The organism is Cecembia lonarensis LW9, assembly GCF_000298295.1.
Taxonomy (GTDB): Bacteria; Bacteroidota; Bacteroidia; order Cytophagales; family Cyclobacteriaceae; genus Cecembia; species Cecembia lonarensis.
Genome location: NZ_AMGM01000003.1, coordinates 41,427 through 59,650 on the forward strand (window position 1 = coordinate 41,427; position 18,224 = coordinate 59,650).

Here is an 18,224-nt window from a genome sequence, read left to right on the forward strand (position 1 = left end):
GGAATTTTACCTGTGTTAAAATGGAAAGGATATAAAAAAAGGGATTGAACCAACGTTCAATCCCCTTATATTTTGAAACCTCCAACATGTATTATTCGCCGGATTTTTCTTCTTTTTTGTCTTCAGCTTCAGGAGCCTCATCAGTTTTTGCTTCAGGGGTTTCCTGTGCATCTTCTGCCGCCTTAGCAGCACCAGTACCACGTCTGCTTCTTCTGGTGGTCTTCTTGGCTGGCTTGGCATCTTTCAACATCAATTCATTGAAATCTACCAATTCAATGATACACATTTCAGCATTATCACCTAGACGGAATCCAGTTTTGATAATTCTTGTATATCCACCTGCTCTACTACCAACCTTTTCTACTACTTCACCAAACAAGGCTTTGATACCCTCTTTATTTTGCAAATAAGAGAAAGCAACCCTTCTATTGTGAGTGGTATCTTCTTTAGCTCTGGTAATCAGAGGCTCTACGTATTTTTTTAGCTCCTTGGCCTTGGCAAGCGTAGTGGAAATACGCTTGTGAAGAATCAGGGAAGTAGCCATATTAGAAAGCATGGCTTTCCTGTGACTGGCTGTCCTGCCAAGGTGATTGAATTTCTTACCGTGTCTCATTTTATTTATTCTTCATCAAGTTTATACTTAGACAAATCCATTCCGAAGGTTAGGCCTTTTTCTTGGATCAACTGCTCCAGTTCAGCAAGGGATTTTTTACCGAAATTTCTAAATTTCATCATATCAGAAATTTCCAACTTGGCCAAATCACCCAAAGTCTTCACATCAGCAGCTTTCAAACAGTTAAATGCCCGCACAGAAAGATCAAGGTCTCCTAATGGAGTTTTCAATAACTTTCTCATGTGCAAGAACTCCTCATCAATTGGTTCTGGTTCAGAAACTCCTCCGGTATCCAATACCATAGTTTGATCAGAGAACAGCATAAAGTGTTGAATCAGGATTTTTGCAGATTCCTGAAGCGCTTTCTCTGGGTGAATTGAACCATCTGTAGTTACTTCAATGATAAGTTTTTCGAAGTCAGTTTTCTGTTCAACCCTGGTATTTTCAACGCTATACTTTACATTTTTGATAGGTGTAAAGATTGCATCAATTGGAATCACGCCAAATACCTGCTCCTTAGGTTTAGACTCTTCTGCGGGAAGATATCCTCTGCCTTTTTCAACTGTCAATTCAATTTCAAAACTTTTCGTCTCATCCAAATGGCAGATAACCAAATCTGGATTCAACACCTCATAGGAAGAGGTGAACTTGGCGATATCTCCAGCAGTGAATACAGACTGATTTTTAACCTCAACTGTGATTTTTCCATCTATGGAATCATGCAACTTTTTGAGTCTAACCTGCTTTAGGTTAAGAATGATATCAGTCACGTCTTCAACAACACCCTCGATGGTGGAAAATTCATGGACTACTCCTGGAAGTTTCACGGAAGTGATGGCATACCCTTCAAGGGAGGACAACAAGATTCTCCTCAAGGCATTACCTATAGTAACCCCATAGCCCTTTTCAAGTGGCTTGAAGGTAAATAAGCCGTGGAAATCGTCGGCTTTTTCCATCACCACTTTCTCGGGCATTTGAAACGCTAATATGGACATATCTATAGTTCTATTTAAGTCTGATAGTTTATTATTTAGAGTAAAGTTCTACAATCAGTTGCTCCTTAATATTCTCAGGAATGTCATCCCTTGTAGGAACTGATACAAACTTACCTGCTAAAGAGGCGTTATCCCACTCTAACCAAGGATAACGGTTACTTTTACCTGCTAAACTGGAAGTGATAGCTTCCAAAGACTTGGAACGCTCTCTGACACTTACAACATCACCAGGCTTCATGTTGTATGATGGGATATTAACTACTTCTCCATTTACAAGGATATGCTTGTGCGAAACCAACTGTCTGGCCCCTCTCCTTGTTGGGGCGATTCCCAATCTGTACACGGTGTTATCTAATCTTGATTCCAACAATTGAAGCAGGTTCTCACCTGTGATTCCTTGTTTTCTTGAAGCGATGTCAAACATCTTAGCAAACTGTCTTTCCAATACACCGTAGATGTATTTGGCTTTTTGCTTTTCAGCAAGCTGAATAGCATATTCAGATTGCTTTTTTCTTCTACCCCTTCCATGCTGTCCTGGAGGGTAATTTTTCTTTTGGAGAGCTTTGCTGTATCCTTCGATAGGCTCACCGAATCTTCTGGCGATTTTAGCCTTTGGACCTGTATATCTTGCCATTCTATATCTTCTTTAAGAAATTAAACTCTTCTACGTTTTGGTGGACGACAACCATTATGTGGAAGTGGAGTCACATCAACGATGGTAGTTACATCCAGACCTACATTTTGTAAAGTTCTGATGGCAGACTCACGACCTGCACCTGGACCTTTTACAAAAACCTCAATTTTTCTCAATCCTAAATCATAAGCTACTTGACCGCAGTTTTGAGCAGCCATTTGTGCAGCATAAGGTGTATTTTTCTTTGAACCTCTGAAACCCATTTTACCGGCAGAAGCCCAAGAAATCACCTGACCAGAATTATTGGTAATAGAGATGATAATATTGTTAAAAGAAGCCTTAATGTGGGCTTGGCCTACTGCTTCAACTTTAACTACTCTTTTTTTACCCTTAGCTTTATCGTTTCTTTTCTGAGCCATAATCTAATTCAAGATTTATTTGGTTGCTTTCTTCTTGTTAGCAACAGTCTTTCTCTTACCTTTTCTAGTTCTTGCGTTGTTTTTGGTTTTCTGACCTCTTACAGGAAGACCTTTTCTATGTCTCAAACCTCTATAACAACCGATATCCATCAATCTTTTGATGTTCAACTGAATTTCTGATTTCAGTGCTCCTTCTGTTCTGTACTCCGCAGCAATAATGTTACGGATAGCGGTAGACTCTTCGTCATTCCACTCACCTACCTTTTTGTCGTAAGAAATTTCAGCCTTTTCCAGAATAGCTCTGGCAGAGCTTTTACCAATACCGAAAATATAGGTAAGGCCGATTTCACCACGTTTGTTGTCTGGTATGTCAACACCTGCAATTCTTGCCATAATGATTAACCTTGTCTTTGTTTAAACTTAGGATTCTTTTTATTGATGACGTAAAGCTTACCTTTTCTCCTGATTACTTTACAGTCAGCACTTCTCTTTTTGATTGATGCCTTAACTTTCATGACATTTTATTTATACCTGTAAACGATTCTACCTTTTGTCAGATCGTAAGGTGACAGTTCAAGCTTTACTTTGTCACCAGGAAGGATCTTAATGTAATTCATTCTCATTTTACCCGAAATATGCGCTATCAGTTGATGCCCATTTTCAAGTTCCACTTTAAACATTGCATTGGACAATGCTTCTATAATCGTACCATCCTGTTCAATAGATGTCTGCTTTGCCATATTTAGAATTTATAATTTTCTTCTATATACTGGTGCGTAGTCAATATCTCGGTTCTGTCCTCAAAGATGGCTACGGTATGCTCATAATGCGCAGACGGTTTTCTATCCGCTGTACGGATAGTCCAACCATCTCTTTCCTGAACAATATTTCGGGTACCAAGATTAACCATGGGCTCAATCGCAATGACCAAACCTTCTTTCATCAAAGGGCCACTGCCTTTTTTACCGTAGTTAGGTACTTCTGGTCCTTCGTGAAGGTTACGGCCTAAACCATGCCCAACGAGTTCGCGAACAACGGTATAACCCTTAGCTTCTACAAATTTTTGAATCGCATGACCTATGTCACCGATACGGTTACCCGAAACAGCCTTTTCAATACCTAAGTAAAGAGAGGCCTGAGTTGCTTTAAGCAATGACAATACTTGGGGGGAGACTTCACCGACAGGGTAAGTATAAGCGGAATCGCTATGAAAACCTTGGTGAAAGACTCCACAATCAATTGAGATTATATCGCCATCTTTCAAAACATAATCACTTGGAAACCCATGCACCACCACTTCATTTACTGAAATGCATAGAGATGCTGGAAAACCATTGTAACCTTTAAAGGAAGGTACACCCTGATTATCCCTGATGTACTCTTCTGCTATTTTGTCCAGAAAGGAAGTCTTTACTCCTTCCTTAACATATTTTGCTACTTCTCCGTGAGCTTTACCTAATATTTGAGCGCCTTCTTTGATTATCTGGACTTCCTCGGAAGTCTTGTAATGAATCATATTGCGGCTGCGTAGTTCGAAGGATTATTTTTCATGTTACCACTCTTCATCATTCCTTCGTAATGTCTCATTAATAAGTAACTTTCAATTTGTCTTAGGGTATCCATAATTACCCCAACCATAATCAACAAAGAGGTTCCTCCATAGAATTGAGCAAATTCACCACCAACACCTGCTAGAATAGCAAAAGCTGGCATAATCGCGACAACTGATAATAGAATGGACCCAGGCAATGTGATTCTGGAAATGATATTGTCAATGAAATCAGAGGTAGGCGCCCCTGGCTTAATACCTGGAACAAAACCACCATTTCTCTTCAAGTCTTCCGCAATCTGCTCTGGATTCACCGTAATCGCAGTGTAGAAGAAGGTGAAAAGGATAATCATTATAGCAAACACCAAATTATACTGCCAAGAAGTAAAATCACTGAACGTACTGCCAATGTAATTGGCAATGTCATTTTCAGCAGACCAAATCTGAGCAATAAGGGCCGGAAGGAACATCAATGATTGGGCAAAGATGATGGGCATTACCCCTGATGCATTAACCTTGATAGGAATATACTGTCTTTGTCCACCATAAACTTTTCCACCAACAACCTGCTTAGCATACTGCACTGGGATTCTCCTAGTTGCTTCTGTCAATGCTACAGTTCCCAATACTACGAAGAACAACACAGCCGCTTCAAGAAGCAACAACAACATTCCTGAAGTTCCTTTAGAAAGTACTTCTGCAATAATGGCACCTGGGAATCGGGAAATAATACCAATCATAATCAACATGGAAATACCATTTCCTATGCCCTTTTCAGTAATTTTCTCACCTAACCACATACAGAACATGGTACCTGCGGACAGCAATACCAATGAGCTGAACATAAATAAGGAGGTACTCACCATAACAGCTCCGGTCGGAAGGATCGTGGCAGTTATATAGCCTATACCTTGTGCAACAGTAATGGCAATAGTAAGTACTCTGGTAATCTGATTGATCCTTTTTCTTCCGGACTCACCTTCCTTTTGCAACTTCTGAAAGTATGGTACACCAACAGTTAATAGCTGCAGCACAATGGATGCAGATATATATGGCATGATTCCCAAACCAAAAATGGAAGCATTACTAAATGCCCCACCAAGGAAAGTGTCAATCAAACCAAAGATACCCTCTGGAGCGTCACCCAATTTTGAAGGATCTACTCCAGGTAGTACGATAAAAGACCCTAGTCTGAATACAACCAGAAAACCGATTGTATTCAGGATCCGGATCCTCAAATCTTCAATAGAAAAGATATTCTTAACTGTTGAGATAAACTTTTTCATCTAATTAAAGCTTGTTTACTGTTCCGCCTACTATTTCGATAGCTTCAACAGCGGAAGCAGAGAAAGAGTGAGCACTTACATTTAATTTGGCTGTAAGTTCGCCACTACCCAAGACTTTTACAACATCATTCTTAGAAACTAATCCGTGAGCCACTAAAGTTTCTACAGAAATAGTGTCCAAGTTATGCTGAGCAGCCAATTCTTGAAGTACATTCAAGTTGATAGGTTTGTTAATTACTTTGTTCAAGCTTTTGAACCCAAACTTAGGTACTCTTCTTTGAAGTGGCATCTGGCCACCTTCAAATCCAAGCTTTGTCTTGTAACCAGATCTGGATTTGGCACCTTTATGGCCTCTGGTAGAAGTACCACCTCTACCTGAGCCTTGGCCCCTTCCGACTCTTTTTCTGGATTTTACCGAACCTTCTGCAGGTTTAAGTGTATGTAATTTCATAATTAAGCTTCCTCCACTTTTACAAGGTGACTTACTTTTCTTACCATACCAGCGATAGCAGGGTTGTTCTCAACCTCCACTGTTCTGTTGATTTTACCCAATCCTAAAGCAATGATAGTTGCTTTTTGATCCTTAGGTCTCTTGATTGTGCTTTTAACCTGAGTTATTTTGATCTTAGCCATCTTCTTATCCGTTAAAAACTTTTGACATTTTTACACCTCTTTGTTGGCTAACAGCGACCGCATCTCTTAATTGAATAAGCGCATCTATTGTCGCCTTAACCACATTGTGGGGATTAGAAGAACCTTTGGATTTAGCCAAAACGTCAGTTACGCCAGCACTTTCCAAAACGGCACGCATTGCACCACCTGCAATAACGCCCGTACCAGGAGCCGCAGGCTTGATAAGGACAAATCCTCCACCGTATTTTCCAAGTTGATCATGGGGTATGGTTCCCTTCAGAACAGGTACCCTTACCAAATTTTTCTTAGCATCTTCGATACCTTTGGTAATGGCATCAGTTACTTCGTTGGCTTTACCCAAGCCATAACCTACAACGCCGTTGCCGTCACCGACAACCACAATAGCAGAGAAAGAGAATCTTCTACCACCTTTTACTACTTTAGCAACACGGTTGATAGCTACTACTTTCTCCTTTAATTCTGTATCTGTTGCCCTAATGGGTTTTCTTCTTAACTGAGACATAATATCTTTTAAAATTTAAGGCCACCTTCCCTTGCGCCTTCGGCAAGAGCTTTAACATTACCATGATAAATGTATCCACTTCTGTCGAAGACAACTTCAGAAACACCTTTAGCAACCGCTCTTTCAGCAAGTTTTTTACCAACCTCCTTGGATACTGTTACAGTACTGTTTTTTACTGATCCAAGTTCTTTAGAGGAAGCATGGGCAAGGGTATGTCCTTTAAGGTCATCCACCAACTGTGCATATATACCAGTATTGCTTTTAAATACTGACAAACGAGGTCTAGAATCAGTTCCGGAGATTTTTCTTCGGATACTTTTCTTGATTCTTAGTCTTCTTAGATTCTTGTTAAAAGCCATTTCTCTTATTTTTTACCAGCAGTTTTACCAGCTTTACGTCTAACAATTTCACCAACAAAACGAACACCTTTACCTTTGTAAGGCTCCACTTTACGAAGTGATTTGATTTTGGCGGCAACTTGACCGATCAATTCTTTATCAATACCTTCCAAAGTAACCAAAGGATTCTTTCCTTTTGGGGTTTCGGTTTTCAAAGCAATTGAATCCGGTAATGCAAAGAAAATGTTGTGAGAATAACCTAAAGAAAGTTCTAAAACTTGTCCTTGGTTAGACGCCTTGTAACCTACACCGACCAATTCCAGTTCCTTTTTGTATCCTTCTGATACACCGATCACCATATTGTTGACCAAGGAACGGTACAATCCGTGCAATGACTTATGTCTTTTAGAGTCTGTAGGTCTTTCCAGGACAATCTGATTGCCCTCGACCTTTACAGCGATGTCGGGATTCACATCCCTAGTTAATGTACCTTTGGGACCTTTAACAGTAACAACATTGTGTGCTGTTACGTCTACAGTAACACCCGCTGGTAAATCTATTGGTTTTTTACCTATTCTTGACATGACGGTTTTTTAATATACGTAGCAAAGTACTTCTCCACCAATTCCTTCAACTCTTGCTTCTTTATCGGTCATTACACCTTTAGAAGTAGAAAGAATGGCAATCCCCAAGCCATTGATAACTCTTGGTAGATCTTCATGTTTAACATATTTTCTCAAACCTGGCTTACTAATTCTGGACAGGCTAACGATGGCATTCTGCTTGGTCGACGGGTTATATTTCAAAGCAATTTTGATAGATCCCTGAGGACCGTTTTCTTCAAATTTGTAATTTTGAATATATCCTTTATCATGAAGCACCTTCGTGATCTCCTTCTTGATATTAGAAGCAGGTATCTCAACGATTCTGTGAGAAGCCTTGATGGCATTTCTCAATCTTGTTAGATAATCAGCTATTGGATCAGTCATATTTATATAAGTCTAACTGCACTCTCCCGCTTAGGGCGTGCAAAGTTACACAATGATTGTTAGAATAAAAACTCTTGCTTGAATTTTACCAGCTAGACTTGGTTACACCTGGGATCTTACCTGCAGAAGCCATTTCCCTGAAGGTTACCCTGTTGATACCAAACTTCCTCATGTATCCCTTAGGACGGCCAGTCAGTTTACATCTGTTGTGCAATCTTACCGGGGAAGAATTCTTAGGTAGTTTGTCCAAAGCTTCGAAGTCACCTGCAGCCTTAAGTTCTGCTCTTTTCTTAGCATATTTTGCTACAAGTCTTTCTCTTTTTCTCTCACGAGCTTTTAATGACTCTCTTGCCATAATATTTCTTAGTTATTTTTGTTAACAAAAGGCATCCCGAAAGCTTTCAATAATGCGTAGCTCTCTTCATCTGTCTGTGCTGTAGTAACAAAAGTGATATCCATACCGGAAATTTTGTTCACTTTTTCAATACTGATCTCAGGGAAAATGATTTGTTCGGTTACACCAAGCGTATAATTGCCTCTACCGTCAAAACCTTTATCATTGATTCCCTTGAAGTCCCTTACACGAGGTAAAGCAACAGTCATCAACCTGTCGAGAAATTCATACATTTTATCCCCTCTTAGGGTTACTTTCGCACCGATTGGCATACCTTCTCTCAACTTAAAGTTGGAAACAGAAGTTTTTGCTATGGTGGCAACAGCCTTCTGACCGGAAATAAGAGAAATTTCTTCTACTCCGTGATCTACCAATTTCTTGTCTGCAACAGCAGCACCGATACCTTTATTGATAACAATTTTGGTCAATTTTGGCACTTGCATTACAGACTTATATTGAAACTTCTCCTTCAAAGAAGGTACAATTTCAGATAAATATCTTTCTTTAACTCTAGGTTTAGCCATTGATCACCTCCCCTGTTTTCTTAGAATACCTTACTAATTTTCCATTTTCTCCACGTTTTCTACCAGTCCTGGTAGCTTCACCTGTTTTTGGATCTACCAACATCAGGTTACTTACATGGATAGGAGCTTCTTTCTTTTCGATACCACCTTGTGGGTTGGCAGCAGTTGGCTTCACGTGTTTGGTGACCATATTAAGGCCTTCCACGATCGCTCTATTTTTCTGAAGCTCTACTGAAAGGATCTTGCCTGTTTTGCCCTTGTCATCACCGGACAACACTTTGACAGTATCTCCGGTTTTAACATGCAATTTGGGTTGCTTATTGAATTTTCTTTCCATGATTACAATACTTCTGGGGCTAAAGACACAATTTTCATGAACTGCTTCTCTCTCAACTCTCTTGCCACTGGACCGAAAATACGGGTACCTCTAGGCTCGTCGTTGTTATTCAGAAGAACTGCTGCATTATCCTCAAAGCGGATATAAGAACCGTCTTTTCTTCTGATCTCTTTCTTTGTTCTCACGATAACCGCCTTAGAAACGGTTCCTTTTTTCATGTTGCTGGAAGAAAGCGCAGACTTAACAGTTACCACAACTTTATCGCCGATGGAAGCATATCTTTTTTTGGTTCCACCCAACACACGGATAACCAGCACTTCTTTAGCGCCTGAGTTGTCCGCTACGCCTAATCTGGATTCTTGTTGTATCATGATTACTTAGCCCTTTCTAAAATTTCTACTAATCTCCAACGCTTGTTTTTACTCAGCGGACGAGTTTCGCTAATTTTGACGACGTCGCCTTCTCTAGCATCATTTTTCTCGTCATGAACCATAAATTTTGTAGTCTTAGCAACAAACTTACCGTAAATTGGGTGTTTCACCTTTCTTTCCACGGCAACTGTAATGGACTTATCCATTTTGTTGCTGACTACTTTTCCTATTCTTTCTTTACGAAGATTTCTCTCAGTAGTAGCCATTGTCATTGTTATTTAGCTAATTGTTTTGCTTTCAAGATCGTTTGCAGTCTTGCGATGAAACGTCTTGATTCCTTAATTTTATTAGGATTCTCTATTGGAGAGATAGCATGAGCAAATCTTAACTTGGTCAAGTTATCCTGCTCAGCGGCTATGCGTTCTGCGATCTCACTTTCGGAAAGTGATCTGATTTCTGAGTTTTTCATAGTATTTATTAACCTACGTAATCTCTACGTACCACGAAATTTGTACTAACTGGTAGTTTTTGCTGTGCCAATCTCAATGCCTCTTTGGCTACTTCAAGACTCACGCCAGTTGCTTCAAAAAGGATTGTGCCCGGCTTTATTACTGCCACCCAGTATTCTGGTGCACCTTTACCTTTACCCATACGAACCTCTGCAGGTTTCTTCGTGATAGGTTTGTCAGGGAAAATCCTGATCCAAACCTGTCCTTCTCTTTTCATGGCTCTCGTCATTGCAATACGGGCTGCTTCAATCTGACGGGAGGTGATCCATCCAGCTTCAAGGGACTTGATACCAAAGTTGCCAAAAGAGAGCGTATGTCCTCTTTGGGCGATTCCTTTGATCCTCCCCTTGTGCATTTTTCTATATTTAGTTCTTTTTGGCTGTAACATGATTTCTCACTAAACGGTGAAAATTAGTTATTTCTCTTTCTTCTTTTTGGACCGCCCTCTCTTCTTTTGCTTCTCGCACCGGAAGATTTAGGCTCATTGGCGGCACCGATGTTTGGAGAAAGGTCTCTCTTACCGAAAACCTCACCCTTAAATATCCACACCTTGACACCAATGATTCCATATACAGTATTGGCCTCGGAAACAGCATAATCGATATCTGCTCTCAGGGTATGCAAAGGAATTCTTCCTTCTTTGTACATCTCAGACCTTGCCATTTCAGCACCGCCCAATCTGCCTGAAAGTTTTATTTTTATACCTTCTGCTCCAACACGCATGGCCGCAGCAATAGATTGCTTCATGGCTCTTCTGAAAGAAATTCTGGCCTGAAGCTGTTGAGCGATTGATTCCCCTACCAATTTAGCATCAATTTCAGGACGCTTAATTTCAAAAATGTTGATCTGAACATCTTTGTTTGTAAGTTTCTTCAATTCCTCTTTTAACTTATCTACCTCAGCACCACCTTTACCGATAACCACTCCTGGACGTGCAGTATGGATAGTAAGGGTGATTCTCTTCAAAGTTCTTTCAATGATCACTTTGGAGATACCCCCCTTAGGGATTCTGGCATTGACATATTTTCTGATTTGCTGATCTTCATAAAGCTTATCAGCAAAGTCTTTACCTCCATACCAGTTGGATTCCCATCCTTTGATTACTCCAAGCCTAAAACCAATTGGGTTTATCTTTTGTCCCATAGTCTGATTTTAATTAGATTTTTCAGTTGTTTCTACTTCATCAGCGGTAACTTCAGCATTGAAAGCATCTACAATGAGGGTTACATGATTTGATCTTTTACGAATTCTGTGTGCTCTACCTTGAGGTGCAGGCCTCAATCTCTTAAGTGTACGACCACCATCCACAAAGATGGTTTTTATATACAAGTCTGCTTCTTCAAGTTTTGCATCAGGATTTTTTGCCTGCCAATTGGCCACAGCAGAAAGCAGAAGCTTTTCCAATTTAATGGAACCATGATTAGGGGTAAACTTCAGTATGCTCAATGCTTGTCCTACTCTTTTACCTCTCACGAGGTCAGCTACCAAACGCATTTTGCGGGGAGAAGTAGGAACATTTTTTAATCTTGCTATTGCTTCCATGATTATCTCTTTCCTTTATCTTTTTTGGCAATATGACCTCTAAAGTTTCTAGTAGGTGCAAATTCTCCAAGCTTGTGCCCAACCATGTTATCGGTTACGAAAACAGGTATAAACTTATTACCGTTATGCACAGCAAAGGTATGGCCCACGAAATCTGGGGAAATCATTGATCTTCTTGACCAAGTCTTGATTACCGATTTTTTCCCTGATTCGTTCATTACATCCACTTTTTTGGCCAAGTGATGTTCTATATAAGGACCTTTTTTTAATGAACGTGCCATAATTATTTGGTTCTTTTACTAATGATGAATTTGTTAGAATACTTCTTAGGAGATCTGGTTTTCTTACCTTTGGCAAGCAAACCTTTCCTTGATCTTGGATGACCACCGGAAGAACGGCCTTCACCACCACCCATTGGGTGATCTACAGGGTTCATAGCCACACCTCTGGTTCTTGGTCTTCTACCCAACCAACGGTTTCTACCCGCTTTCCCTAATACCACATTCATGTGATCACCATTGGATACCGTACCGACTGTTGCCATACATGTTCCCAATACCAATCTCATTTCACCGGAAGGCAACTTTACGGTCACGTATTTTCCTTCTCTTGCAACTACCTGGGCATAGCCACCAGCACTTCTTGCCATAGCACCACCTTTACCTGGCTTCAATTCGATATTGTGAACAATAGTACCCAAAGGTATGCTCATCAATCTCATTGCATTACCAACTTCTGGAGCAACACTCTCTCCGGAAATCACTGTCTGACCGACTTGCAGACCTTCCGGAGCGATAATATAGGTCTTTGCACCATCTACATAATACAACAAAGCGATGCGTGCAGTTCTGTTTGGATCGTATTCAATAGATTTCACTACAGCCGGTACGCCAAACTTATCTCTCTTAAAATCAATGATTCTAAGTCTTTGCTTATGACCTCCTCCAATATATCTGGAAGTCATTTTACCTACATTATTTCTACCACCTGATTTCTTTTTGGGTGCCAAAAGAGATTTCTCAGGCTTTGACGCTGTAATCTCATCAAATGCCGGAGCAACTCTAAATCTGGTACCCGGGGTTACAGGCTTTAATTTTTTAACTGCCATGATTATGATTCAATTAAATTTCTCCGTAAAAATCAATTATTTCACCTTCAGCTACTTTTACAATGGCTTTTTTATAAGCATTACTGTAGCCTGTAACGATTTTTGTCTTGGTGTATCTTGTTTTAGGCTTACCCGCATACCTCATGGTACGCACATCCTCTACTGTCACACCATACATTTTTTCTACGGCTCTTTTTATCTCTGGCTTGCTTGCGGTTTTTTCCACAACAAAACCATAAACTCCCTGCTCATTCATAGCAGAAATTTTTTCCGTAATCAAAGGTCTCTTGAGTATCTGCATGATCTTACTTCAATAAAAGGTTTTCTAACTTACTTACAGAACCCTCGCACAGTACTAAGCTGTCAGCATCCAACAGTTCGTAAGTGTTTACACTGTCTACTGTTACCACCTTTGCTTTTGGTAAATTTCTGCTGGACAGATAGACATTTTTGTTTACCTCTGGTAAAACCAATAAAGTCTTCTTGTCAGCAAGTGAAAGTCCATTCAAAAGCGCTAAATAGTTTTTGGTTTTGGGAGCATCAAAAGACACATTTTCCAAAATCATCAAGCTATTTTCCTTTACTTTATAGGATAGTGCAGATTTTCTCGCCAATCTTTTAAGGCTTTTGTTCAATTTGAAATTGTAGTTTCTTGGTCTTGGACCAAAAACCCTACCCCCACCTCTGAAGATAGGAGATTTCAATGAACCAGCTCTCGCACCACCTGTTCCTTTTTGCTTCTTAATCTTTTTGGTTGAACCAGCTACCTCGTTTCTTTCCTTGGATTTATGTGTTCCTTGTCTCTGGTTAGCCAAATATTGTTTGACATCCAGGTAAATGGCATGATCATTAGGTTCGATCCCAAATACCTCCTCAGAAAGGTTAACCTTTCTGCCTGTCTCTTCGCCGTTATGTTTTAATACTGCTAATTCCATTTTCTTACTTCTCTAGAATAACGAAAGAATTTTTTGGACCAGGAACTGAACCACTTACCAGTAGCAAGTTCTTTTCAGGATAGATTTTTAGGACTTTGAGGTTCAAGACTTTTACTCTGTCTCCACCTGTTCTTCCCGCCATTCTCATTCCTTTAAATACTCTTGAAGGCCAAGAACACGCACCAATAGAACCTGGGTGCCTTTGCCTGTTGTGCTGACCGTGGGTTTGACCACCAACACCAGCAAAACCATGCCTTTTTACAACACCTTGGAAACCTTTACCCTTAGAAGTTCCGATAGCATCTACGAAGTCACCTTCAACGAACACCTCTTCGGCTTTTACAGATTTACCAAGATCAACCTGACCTTCGAATTCGACCCTAAAGTCTCTGAATTCAACAACTTTCTGTTTTGGCGTAGTACCGGCCTTTTTGAAATGACCGATTAATGGCTTAGGCGTATTTTTCTCCTTACGCTCACCATATGCCAATTGAACAGCGTTGTACCCGTCTGTTTCAACATTTTTTACTTGCGTCACTACGCAAGGACCAGCTTCTATTAACGTGCATGCGACATTACGCCCATCGGCACTGAAAATGCTAGTCATTCCTACTTTTTTACCTATTATTCCAGACATCTTCTGTTATATAATAAACTTGAAACCCAAGCGCTTACGCACAAGGGTGCTTTTTAAGGACTGCAAAGTTAGAAATTAAATTCCACCTTACAAACCCCAACTTTAATATTTTCAATTATTTACGAAAATAAATTTGGTGTAAACCCCAAAGACTGGGGGACTATGCACTGATTATTGTCAATAAAAACAATAAAAAGAAAAACCCATCCGACTTGGCGGACAGGTTTTCCAAATATATCACTGTTAAACTGTCAGACTTTGATCTCTACATCTACGCCGCTCGGCAATTCGATTTTCATCAAAGCATCCACGGTTTTGGAGCTATTGCTGTAGATATCTACCAGACGCTTGTAAGTACAAAGCTGGTATTGATCTCTTGCTTTCTTGTTAACGTGTGGCGATTTCAACACGGTAAACTTCTCCTTTTTGGTAGGCAAAGGAATAGGCCCAACAACGATGGCTCCGGTCGCTTTCACCGCTTTAACGATCTTCTCTGATGACTTATCCACCAGGCTGTGATCGTAAGATTTCAATTTTATTCTGATTTTCTGATTCATGTCGATTAAAATTTAGGCTTTTTCACCTTTAACTTTTGCGATTACTCCCTCTGCAATATTGGTCGGAACAGGCTCATAATGCGAGAAGGTCAATGTAGCAGTAGCCCTTCCTGAAGAGATTGTTCTCAAATCAGTAATGTAACCAAACAACTCTGACAAAGGTACTGAGGCTTTAACCACTGTAGAAGTACCTTTGGTATCCATACCCTTCATCAAACCTCTTCTTCTGTTCAAATCACCAGTAATAGGACCGGTATATTCATCAGGTGTTACCACGTCCACAGACATGATAGGCTCCAACAATTGAGGCTTACATTTCTTAGCTGCCTCTTTGAAACCAAGTCTTGCAGCCATTTCAAATGAAAGTGCATCAGAATCGACATCGTGGAAGGAACCATGGAAAAGCCTTACTTTCATGGATTCGATAGGGTATCCTGCCAAAGGTCCATTTTTCATGGCTTCTGCAAAACCCTTCTGAATAGATGGAATAAATTCTTTAGGAATGACACCACCTACAATACCATTAACAAAGTCAAGACCTGTCTTAACCTCTCCAGTCTCAGCGTCTGCGTCTCTTGGGCTAAGTTCAAACACGATGTCGGCAAATTTACCTTTACCACCGGTCTGCTTTTTGTATACTTCTTTATGCTCAACAGAACCAAAAAGGGCTTCTTTATAGGCTACCTGAGGTGCACCTTGGTTGATCTCTACCTTAAATTCTCTTTTTAATCGGTCAATGATGATGTCCAAGTGAAGTTCCCCCATACCTCTCAAAATAGTCTGACCAGTTTCATGGTCTGTATTGACTACAAGGGTAGGATCTTCTTCTACTAATTTGGCAATAGCCATTCCAAGCTTGTCAACATCCGCCTGAGTTTTGGGCTCAATTGCATAACCGATAACTGGCTCAGGGAAAACCATGGATTCCAATACTACTTTGCGCTTTTCATCACAAAGGGTATCACCTGTTTTAATATCTTTAAAACCTACAACCGCACCGATATCACCGGCCTGAAGCCTAGGGATTTGGTTTTGCTTATTGGCATGCATCTGGAATACCCTGGAGATACGTTCCTTGTTACCTGAACGGCTATTGAATACATAAGAACCAGATTCCAATACACCTGAATATGCTCTTACAAAACATAACCTACCAACAAAAGGGTCGGTGGCAATCTTAAATGCAAGACCGGTAAATGGCTCATCTTCGTTTGGAGAAATTCTTACATCTTTCTCTTCACTTCCAACCTCAGAAGCAAAAATATCATCCTTGTCCAAAGGAGATGGCAACAATTCCATCACAAGATCCAGCATGGTCTGAACACCTTTATTCTTAAAGGATGATCCACAAACCATAGGAACAATTTTCATTTGGATAGTTGCTTCCCTCAATGCCGCTAGAATCTCAGCTTCAGTAATTGAATCTGGATCTTCAAAGAATTTTTCCATCAAGGACTCATCGAATTCCGCTACGGATTCCAACAAGTGTTCCCTCCATTGGTCAACTTCTTCCTGCATGTCTTCAGGAATAGGCACAACTTCATATGTCATACCCATATCTTCTTCATTCCAAACGATAGCTCTATTGTTGATCAAATCAACAACACCTCTGAACTTATCTTCGGCACCGATAGGAAGCTGCAATGGAACTGCATGGCTTCCCAACATTTCTTTTACTTGTTTACAAACGTCAAGGAAGTTAGCCCCGGCACGGTCCATTTTATTAACAAAACCGATACGGGCTACTTTATAATTATCAGCAAGTCTCCAGTTAGTCTCTGACTGAGGCTCAACACCATCAACAGCACTAAAAAGAAAGACAAGACCATCAAGAACCCTCAAAGACCTGTTAACTTCTACTGTGAAGTCAACGTGACCTGGGGTATCGATGATATTAATTTGGTATTTTTGATCTCTGTAATTCCAAAAAACTGTGGTGGCTGCAGAAGTAATGGTGATACCTCTTTCTTGTTCCTGAGCCATCCAATCCATAGTAGCTGCACCATCATGAACCTCACCTATTTTGTGGCTCACTCCGGAATAAAAAAGAATCCTTTCTGTAGTCGTAGTTTTCCCGGCATCAATATGCGCGGCGATTCCAATGTTCCTGGTATATTTTAAATCTCTTGCCATTATGAATTAAAATCTAAAATGTGAGAATGCTTTATTTGCTTCGGCCATTCTGTGCGTATCATCTTTCTTCTTTACAGCTGCACCTTCTCCTTTTGACGCGGAGATGATTTCACCTGCAAGTCTGTCAGTCATGGTCTTCTCACCCCTTTTTCTGGCATAAGTGATCATCCACTTGATACCTAGGGACACTTTTCTTTCGGGTCTAACTTCCATCGGAACCTGGAATGTCGCACCACCAACCCTACGACTCTTCACCTCTACGGCAGGAGTAATATTGTTAAGCGCTTTTTTCCAAACCTCAAGACCGTTCTCACCTACTTTTTGTTCTACCTTCTCGACTGCGTCGTAGAAGATTTTGTAAGCAATACTCTTCTTTCCATCAACCATCATACAGTTAACGAACTTGGTTACCAAAGTATCGTTGAACTTTGGATCAGGAAGAATATATCTCTTCTTTGGTTTCGCTTTTCTCATTTCTTTGTAATGTTTTTAATCGATTATTTTTTAGCTGGAGCGGCCTTTGGACGCTTAGCACCGTACTTGGAGCGACCTTGCTTACGGTCTTTTACTCCTGCAGTATCCAATGCACCTCTGATAATGTGGTAACGAACACCTGGAAGGTCCTTCACACGACCACCTCTGATCAATACGATAGAGTGCTCCTGCAAATTGTGACCCTCACCTGGGATGTAAGCGTTCACCTCTTTACCATTTGTCAACCTTACCCTGGCCACTTTTCTCATCGCTGAGTTAGGCTTCTTAGGGGTGGTAGTGTACACCCTTGTACATACACCACGTCTCTGAGGACAAGCATCCAAAGCTCTTGACTTGGACTTGGTCTCCAGGGTGGTTCTACCTTTTCTTACTAACTGTTGTATAGTAGGCATTAACTGATAGATTTATAAATACTTCCTTTAAACTTGTAAATTTTGGACTGCAAAGATAGGGAAATCGATAAAACAAACAAAATTAAGCTGTTGTATTTTATTGAATATATTATTATCGAAAAAAAAAGTTAGAAATATTTTGAAAATCAAAAAAAAAAAAAAATAGTTTTAATTATCATTCCAAGCATCGATGAGTTGAAAGGTAACGGTGAAAAATCTACCGGAAAAAGATTGTTACTAAAAAAAACAACATATTATGAAAAATTTAATCTTATTTGGCCTGCTAACATTTTCGCTATGGGTCTCAATCC

33 protein-coding genes are annotated in these 18,224 nt (G+C 40.2%); all 33 read right to left on the reverse strand.

Features of this window, described 5'->3' with window-relative positions; all coding sequences use genetic code 11:
- Window positions 1-91: 91 nt before the first annotated feature.
- The gene (gene rplQ, locus B879_RS01465) at window positions 92-613 is read right to left on the reverse strand and encodes a 50S ribosomal protein L17 (RefSeq protein ID WP_009183354.1); all 522 of its coding nucleotides are present in this window, start codon (window positions 611-613) and stop codon (window positions 92-94) included.
- A gap of 5 nt (window positions 614-618) precedes the next feature.
- Window positions 619-1,608 (reverse strand): DNA-directed RNA polymerase subunit alpha, encoded by a 990-nt coding sequence (locus B879_RS01470; RefSeq protein ID WP_009183355.1) that lies wholly within the window; start codon window positions 1,606-1,608, stop codon window positions 619-621.
- 31 nt (window positions 1,609-1,639) lie between these two features.
- A complete protein-coding gene (rpsD, locus tag B879_RS01475; protein WP_009183356.1) occupies window positions 1,640-2,242 on the reverse strand; it encodes a 30S ribosomal protein S4 in 603 nt (200 codons plus the stop codon).
- A gap of 20 nt (window positions 2,243-2,262) precedes the next feature.
- Window positions 2,263-2,661, reverse strand: a complete 399-nt coding sequence (rpsK, locus tag B879_RS01480) for a 30S ribosomal protein S11 (RefSeq protein ID WP_009183357.1) — start codon at window positions 2,659-2,661, stop codon at window positions 2,263-2,265.
- Window positions 2,662-2,676: 15 nt separating this feature from the next.
- Window positions 2,677-3,054: a 30S ribosomal protein S13 gene (gene rpsM, locus B879_RS01485; RefSeq protein WP_009183358.1), complete on the reverse strand. Its 378-nt coding sequence runs from the start codon at window positions 3,052-3,054 to the stop codon at window positions 2,677-2,679.
- A gap of 5 nt (window positions 3,055-3,059) precedes the next feature.
- Complete coding sequence (gene ykgO / locus B879_RS22040; RefSeq protein WP_009053196.1) at window positions 3,060-3,176, reverse strand: type B 50S ribosomal protein L36; 117 nt, start codon at window positions 3,174-3,176, stop codon at window positions 3,060-3,062.
- A gap of 6 nt (window positions 3,177-3,182) precedes the next feature.
- Window positions 3,183-3,401 carry a translation initiation factor IF-1 gene (infA, locus tag B879_RS01490; protein ID WP_009183359.1) on the reverse strand — a complete coding sequence of 73 codons (219 nt, stop codon included), beginning with the start codon at window positions 3,399-3,401 and terminating at the stop codon, window positions 3,183-3,185.
- Between the two features lie 2 nt (window positions 3,402-3,403).
- Window positions 3,404-4,177, reverse strand: coding sequence for a type I methionyl aminopeptidase (gene map, locus B879_RS01495; protein ID WP_009183360.1), 774 nt, complete (start codon window positions 4,175-4,177; stop codon window positions 3,404-3,406).
- Window positions 4,174-5,496, reverse strand: a complete 1,323-nt coding sequence (secY, locus tag B879_RS01500; protein WP_009183361.1) for a preprotein translocase subunit SecY — start codon at window positions 5,494-5,496, stop codon at window positions 4,174-4,176. Before secY ends, map begins: the two co-directional genes overlap by 4 nt.
- 4 nt (window positions 5,497-5,500) lie before the next feature.
- Window positions 5,501-5,947 carry a 50S ribosomal protein L15 gene (rplO, locus tag B879_RS01505; protein WP_009183362.1) on the reverse strand — a complete coding sequence of 149 codons (447 nt, stop codon included), beginning with the start codon at window positions 5,945-5,947 and terminating at the stop codon, window positions 5,501-5,503.
- A 2-nt stretch (window positions 5,948-5,949) separates the two neighbouring features.
- On the reverse strand, window positions 5,950-6,129 hold the full coding sequence (gene rpmD, locus B879_RS01510) for a 50S ribosomal protein L30 (RefSeq protein ID WP_009183363.1): 180 nt from the start codon (window positions 6,127-6,129) through the stop codon (window positions 5,950-5,952).
- 4 nt (window positions 6,130-6,133) lie between these two features.
- On the reverse strand, window positions 6,134-6,652 hold the full coding sequence (gene rpsE / locus B879_RS01515; RefSeq protein ID WP_009183364.1) for a 30S ribosomal protein S5: 519 nt from the start codon (window positions 6,650-6,652) through the stop codon (window positions 6,134-6,136).
- An 8-nt stretch (window positions 6,653-6,660) separates the two neighbouring features.
- Window positions 6,661-7,011, reverse strand: coding sequence for a 50S ribosomal protein L18 (gene rplR, locus B879_RS01520; RefSeq protein WP_009183365.1), 351 nt, complete (start codon window positions 7,009-7,011; stop codon window positions 6,661-6,663).
- Window positions 7,012-7,016: 5 nt separating this feature from the next.
- On the reverse strand, window positions 7,017-7,574 hold the full coding sequence (gene rplF / locus B879_RS01525) for a 50S ribosomal protein L6 (RefSeq protein WP_009183366.1): 558 nt from the start codon (window positions 7,572-7,574) through the stop codon (window positions 7,017-7,019).
- A 9-nt stretch (window positions 7,575-7,583) separates the two neighbouring features.
- Entirely contained in the window at window positions 7,584-7,979 is a 396-nt protein-coding gene (rpsH, locus tag B879_RS01530; RefSeq protein WP_009183367.1) for a 30S ribosomal protein S8, read from the reverse strand.
- Between the two features lie 85 nt (window positions 7,980-8,064).
- Window positions 8,065-8,334 (reverse strand): 30S ribosomal protein S14, encoded by a 270-nt coding sequence (gene rpsN / locus B879_RS01535; RefSeq protein WP_009183368.1) that lies wholly within the window; start codon window positions 8,332-8,334, stop codon window positions 8,065-8,067.
- Between the two features lie 8 nt (window positions 8,335-8,342).
- Window positions 8,343-8,897 carry a 50S ribosomal protein L5 gene (rplE, locus tag B879_RS01540; protein ID WP_009183369.1) on the reverse strand — a complete coding sequence of 185 codons (555 nt, stop codon included), beginning with the start codon at window positions 8,895-8,897 and terminating at the stop codon, window positions 8,343-8,345.
- Window positions 8,890-9,234, reverse strand: a complete 345-nt coding sequence (gene rplX / locus B879_RS01545) for a 50S ribosomal protein L24 (protein ID WP_009183370.1) — start codon at window positions 9,232-9,234, stop codon at window positions 8,890-8,892. The genes rplE and rplX overlap by 8 nt, the downstream gene beginning before the upstream one ends.
- Window positions 9,235-9,236: 2 nt before the next feature.
- Window positions 9,237-9,605, reverse strand: coding sequence for a 50S ribosomal protein L14 (rplN, locus tag B879_RS01550; RefSeq protein ID WP_009183371.1), 369 nt, complete (start codon window positions 9,603-9,605; stop codon window positions 9,237-9,239).
- A gap of 2 nt (window positions 9,606-9,607) precedes the next feature.
- Entirely contained in the window at window positions 9,608-9,871 is a 264-nt protein-coding gene (gene rpsQ / locus B879_RS01555) for a 30S ribosomal protein S17 (protein ID WP_009183372.1), read from the reverse strand.
- Window positions 9,872-9,879: 8 nt separating this feature from the next.
- The gene (rpmC, locus tag B879_RS01560; protein ID WP_009183373.1) at window positions 9,880-10,074 is read right to left on the reverse strand and encodes a 50S ribosomal protein L29; all 195 of its coding nucleotides are present in this window, start codon (window positions 10,072-10,074) and stop codon (window positions 9,880-9,882) included.
- 8 nt (window positions 10,075-10,082) lie between these two features.
- Window positions 10,083-10,502, reverse strand: a complete 420-nt coding sequence (gene rplP, locus B879_RS01565) for a 50S ribosomal protein L16 (RefSeq protein WP_040400091.1) — start codon at window positions 10,500-10,502, stop codon at window positions 10,083-10,085.
- Window positions 10,503-10,525: 23 nt separating this feature from the next.
- Window positions 10,526-11,257: a 30S ribosomal protein S3 gene (gene rpsC, locus B879_RS01570; RefSeq protein ID WP_009183375.1), complete on the reverse strand. Its 732-nt coding sequence runs from the start codon at window positions 11,255-11,257 to the stop codon at window positions 10,526-10,528.
- A gap of 9 nt (window positions 11,258-11,266) precedes the next feature.
- On the reverse strand, window positions 11,267-11,656 hold the full coding sequence (rplV, locus tag B879_RS01575; protein ID WP_009183376.1) for a 50S ribosomal protein L22: 390 nt from the start codon (window positions 11,654-11,656) through the stop codon (window positions 11,267-11,269).
- Between the two features lie 2 nt (window positions 11,657-11,658).
- Window positions 11,659-11,937: a 30S ribosomal protein S19 gene (gene rpsS, locus B879_RS01580; RefSeq protein WP_009034213.1), complete on the reverse strand. Its 279-nt coding sequence runs from the start codon at window positions 11,935-11,937 to the stop codon at window positions 11,659-11,661.
- Window positions 11,938-11,939: 2 nt separating this feature from the next.
- Entirely contained in the window at window positions 11,940-12,764 is an 825-nt protein-coding gene (gene rplB, locus B879_RS01585; RefSeq protein WP_009183377.1) for a 50S ribosomal protein L2, read from the reverse strand.
- Between the two features lie 13 nt (window positions 12,765-12,777).
- Window positions 12,778-13,065, reverse strand: coding sequence for a 50S ribosomal protein L23 (gene rplW / locus B879_RS01590; protein WP_009183378.1), 288 nt, complete (start codon window positions 13,063-13,065; stop codon window positions 12,778-12,780).
- Window positions 13,066-13,069: 4 nt separating this feature from the next.
- On the reverse strand, window positions 13,070-13,699 hold the full coding sequence (rplD, locus tag B879_RS01595) for a 50S ribosomal protein L4 (protein ID WP_009183379.1): 630 nt from the start codon (window positions 13,697-13,699) through the stop codon (window positions 13,070-13,072).
- A gap of 4 nt (window positions 13,700-13,703) precedes the next feature.
- Window positions 13,704-14,336 carry a 50S ribosomal protein L3 gene (gene rplC / locus B879_RS01600; RefSeq protein WP_040400094.1) on the reverse strand — a complete coding sequence of 211 codons (633 nt, stop codon included), beginning with the start codon at window positions 14,334-14,336 and terminating at the stop codon, window positions 13,704-13,706.
- A gap of 251 nt (window positions 14,337-14,587) precedes the next feature.
- Window positions 14,588-14,893 (reverse strand): 30S ribosomal protein S10, encoded by a 306-nt coding sequence (gene rpsJ / locus B879_RS01605; RefSeq protein ID WP_009183381.1) that lies wholly within the window; start codon window positions 14,891-14,893, stop codon window positions 14,588-14,590.
- A 12-nt stretch (window positions 14,894-14,905) separates the two neighbouring features.
- Window positions 14,906-17,026 carry an elongation factor G gene (fusA, locus tag B879_RS01610; protein WP_009183382.1) on the reverse strand — a complete coding sequence of 707 codons (2,121 nt, stop codon included), beginning with the start codon at window positions 17,024-17,026 and terminating at the stop codon, window positions 14,906-14,908.
- A gap of 6 nt (window positions 17,027-17,032) precedes the next feature.
- Entirely contained in the window at window positions 17,033-17,500 is a 468-nt protein-coding gene (gene rpsG / locus B879_RS01615; protein ID WP_009183383.1) for a 30S ribosomal protein S7, read from the reverse strand.
- Between the two features lie 23 nt (window positions 17,501-17,523).
- Window positions 17,524-17,913: a 30S ribosomal protein S12 gene (rpsL, locus tag B879_RS01620; RefSeq protein WP_009183384.1), complete on the reverse strand. Its 390-nt coding sequence runs from the start codon at window positions 17,911-17,913 to the stop codon at window positions 17,524-17,526.
- Between the last annotated feature and the right edge of the window lie 311 nt (window positions 17,914-18,224).

Coding starts and splice junctions, on each gene's coding strand:
- rpsQ (WP_009183372.1), bottom strand. CDS start 9,871: ATGGCTACTACTGAGAGAAATCTTCGTAAAGAAAGAATAGGAAAAGTA.
- rplV (WP_009183376.1), bottom strand. CDS start 11,656: ATGGAAGCAATAGCAAGATTAAAAAATGTTCCTACTTCTCCCCGCAAA.
- rpsC (WP_009183375.1), bottom strand. CDS start 11,257: ATGGGACAAAAGATAAACCCAATTGGTTTTAGGCTTGGAGTAATCAAA.
- rplO (WP_009183362.1), bottom strand. CDS start 5,947: ATGAAATTACATACACTTAAACCTGCAGAAGGTTCGGTAAAATCCAGA.
- rpsM (WP_009183358.1), bottom strand. CDS start 3,054: ATGGCAAGAATTGCAGGTGTTGACATACCAGACAACAAACGTGGTGAA.
- secY (WP_009183361.1), bottom strand. CDS start 5,496: ATGAAAAAGTTTATCTCAACAGTTAAGAATATCTTTTCTATTGAAGAT.
- rpsL (WP_009183384.1), bottom strand. CDS start 17,913: ATGCCTACTATACAACAGTTAGTAAGAAAAGGTAGAACCACCCTGGAG.
- B879_RS01470 (WP_009183355.1), bottom strand. CDS start 1,608: ATGTCCATATTAGCGTTTCAAATGCCCGAGAAAGTGGTGATGGAAAAA.
- rpsS (WP_009034213.1), bottom strand. CDS start 11,937: ATGGCACGTTCATTAAAAAAAGGTCCTTATATAGAACATCACTTGGCC.
- rpsJ (WP_009183381.1), bottom strand. CDS start 14,893: ATGAATCAGAAAATCAGAATAAAATTGAAATCTTACGATCACAGCCTG.
- rplP (WP_040400091.1), bottom strand. CDS start 10,502: ATGTTACAGCCAAAAAGAACTAAATATAGAAAAATGCACAAGGGGAGG.
- fusA (WP_009183382.1), bottom strand. CDS start 17,026: ATGGCAAGAGATTTAAAATATACCAGGAACATTGGAATCGCCGCGCAT.
- rplE (WP_009183369.1), bottom strand. CDS start 8,897: ATGGCTAAACCTAGAGTTAAAGAAAGATATTTATCTGAAATTGTACCT.
- rplQ (WP_009183354.1), bottom strand. CDS start 613: ATGAGACACGGTAAGAAATTCAATCACCTTGGCAGGACAGCCAGTCAC.
- rplC (WP_040400094.1), bottom strand. CDS start 14,336: ATGTCTGGAATAATAGGTAAAAAAGTAGGAATGACTAGCATTTTCAGT.
- rpsE (WP_009183364.1), bottom strand. CDS start 6,652: ATGTCTCAGTTAAGAAGAAAACCCATTAGGGCAACAGATACAGAATTA.
- rpmD (WP_009183363.1), bottom strand. CDS start 6,129: ATGGCTAAGATCAAAATAACTCAGGTTAAAAGCACAATCAAGAGACCT.
- rplF (WP_009183366.1), bottom strand. CDS start 7,574: ATGTCAAGAATAGGTAAAAAACCAATAGATTTACCAGCGGGTGTTACT.
- ykgO (WP_009053196.1), bottom strand. CDS start 3,176: ATGAAAGTTAAGGCATCAATCAAAAAGAGAAGTGCTGACTGTAAAGTA.
- map (WP_009183360.1), bottom strand. CDS start 4,177: ATGATTCATTACAAGACTTCCGAGGAAGTCCAGATAATCAAAGAAGGC.
- rplN (WP_009183371.1), bottom strand. CDS start 9,605: ATGATACAACAAGAATCCAGATTAGGCGTAGCGGACAACTCAGGCGCT.
- rpsN (WP_009183368.1), bottom strand. CDS start 8,334: ATGGCAAGAGAGTCATTAAAAGCTCGTGAGAGAAAAAGAGAAAGACTT.
- rpsG (WP_009183383.1), bottom strand. CDS start 17,500: ATGAGAAAAGCGAAACCAAAGAAGAGATATATTCTTCCTGATCCAAAG.
- rpsK (WP_009183357.1), bottom strand. CDS start 2,661: ATGGCTCAGAAAAGAAACGATAAAGCTAAGGGTAAAAAAAGAGTAGTT.
- rplX (WP_009183370.1), bottom strand. CDS start 9,234: ATGGAAAGAAAATTCAATAAGCAACCCAAATTGCATGTTAAAACCGGA.
- rpsH (WP_009183367.1), bottom strand. CDS start 7,979: ATGACTGATCCAATAGCTGATTATCTAACAAGATTGAGAAATGCCATC.
- rpsD (WP_009183356.1), bottom strand. CDS start 2,242: ATGGCAAGATATACAGGTCCAAAGGCTAAAATCGCCAGAAGATTCGGT.
- rpmC (WP_009183373.1), bottom strand. CDS start 10,074: ATGAAAAACTCAGAAATCAGATCACTTTCCGAAAGTGAGATCGCAGAA.
- rplB (WP_009183377.1), bottom strand. CDS start 12,764: ATGGCAGTTAAAAAATTAAAGCCTGTAACCCCGGGTACCAGATTTAGA.
- rplW (WP_009183378.1), bottom strand. CDS start 13,065: ATGCAGATACTCAAGAGACCTTTGATTACGGAAAAAATTTCTGCTATG.
- infA (WP_009183359.1), bottom strand. CDS start 3,401: ATGGCAAAGCAGACATCTATTGAACAGGATGGTACGATTATAGAAGCA.
- rplD (WP_009183379.1), bottom strand. CDS start 13,699: ATGGAATTAGCAGTATTAAAACATAACGGCGAAGAGACAGGCAGAAAG.
- rplR (WP_009183365.1), bottom strand. CDS start 7,011: ATGGCTTTTAACAAGAATCTAAGAAGACTAAGAATCAAGAAAAGTATC.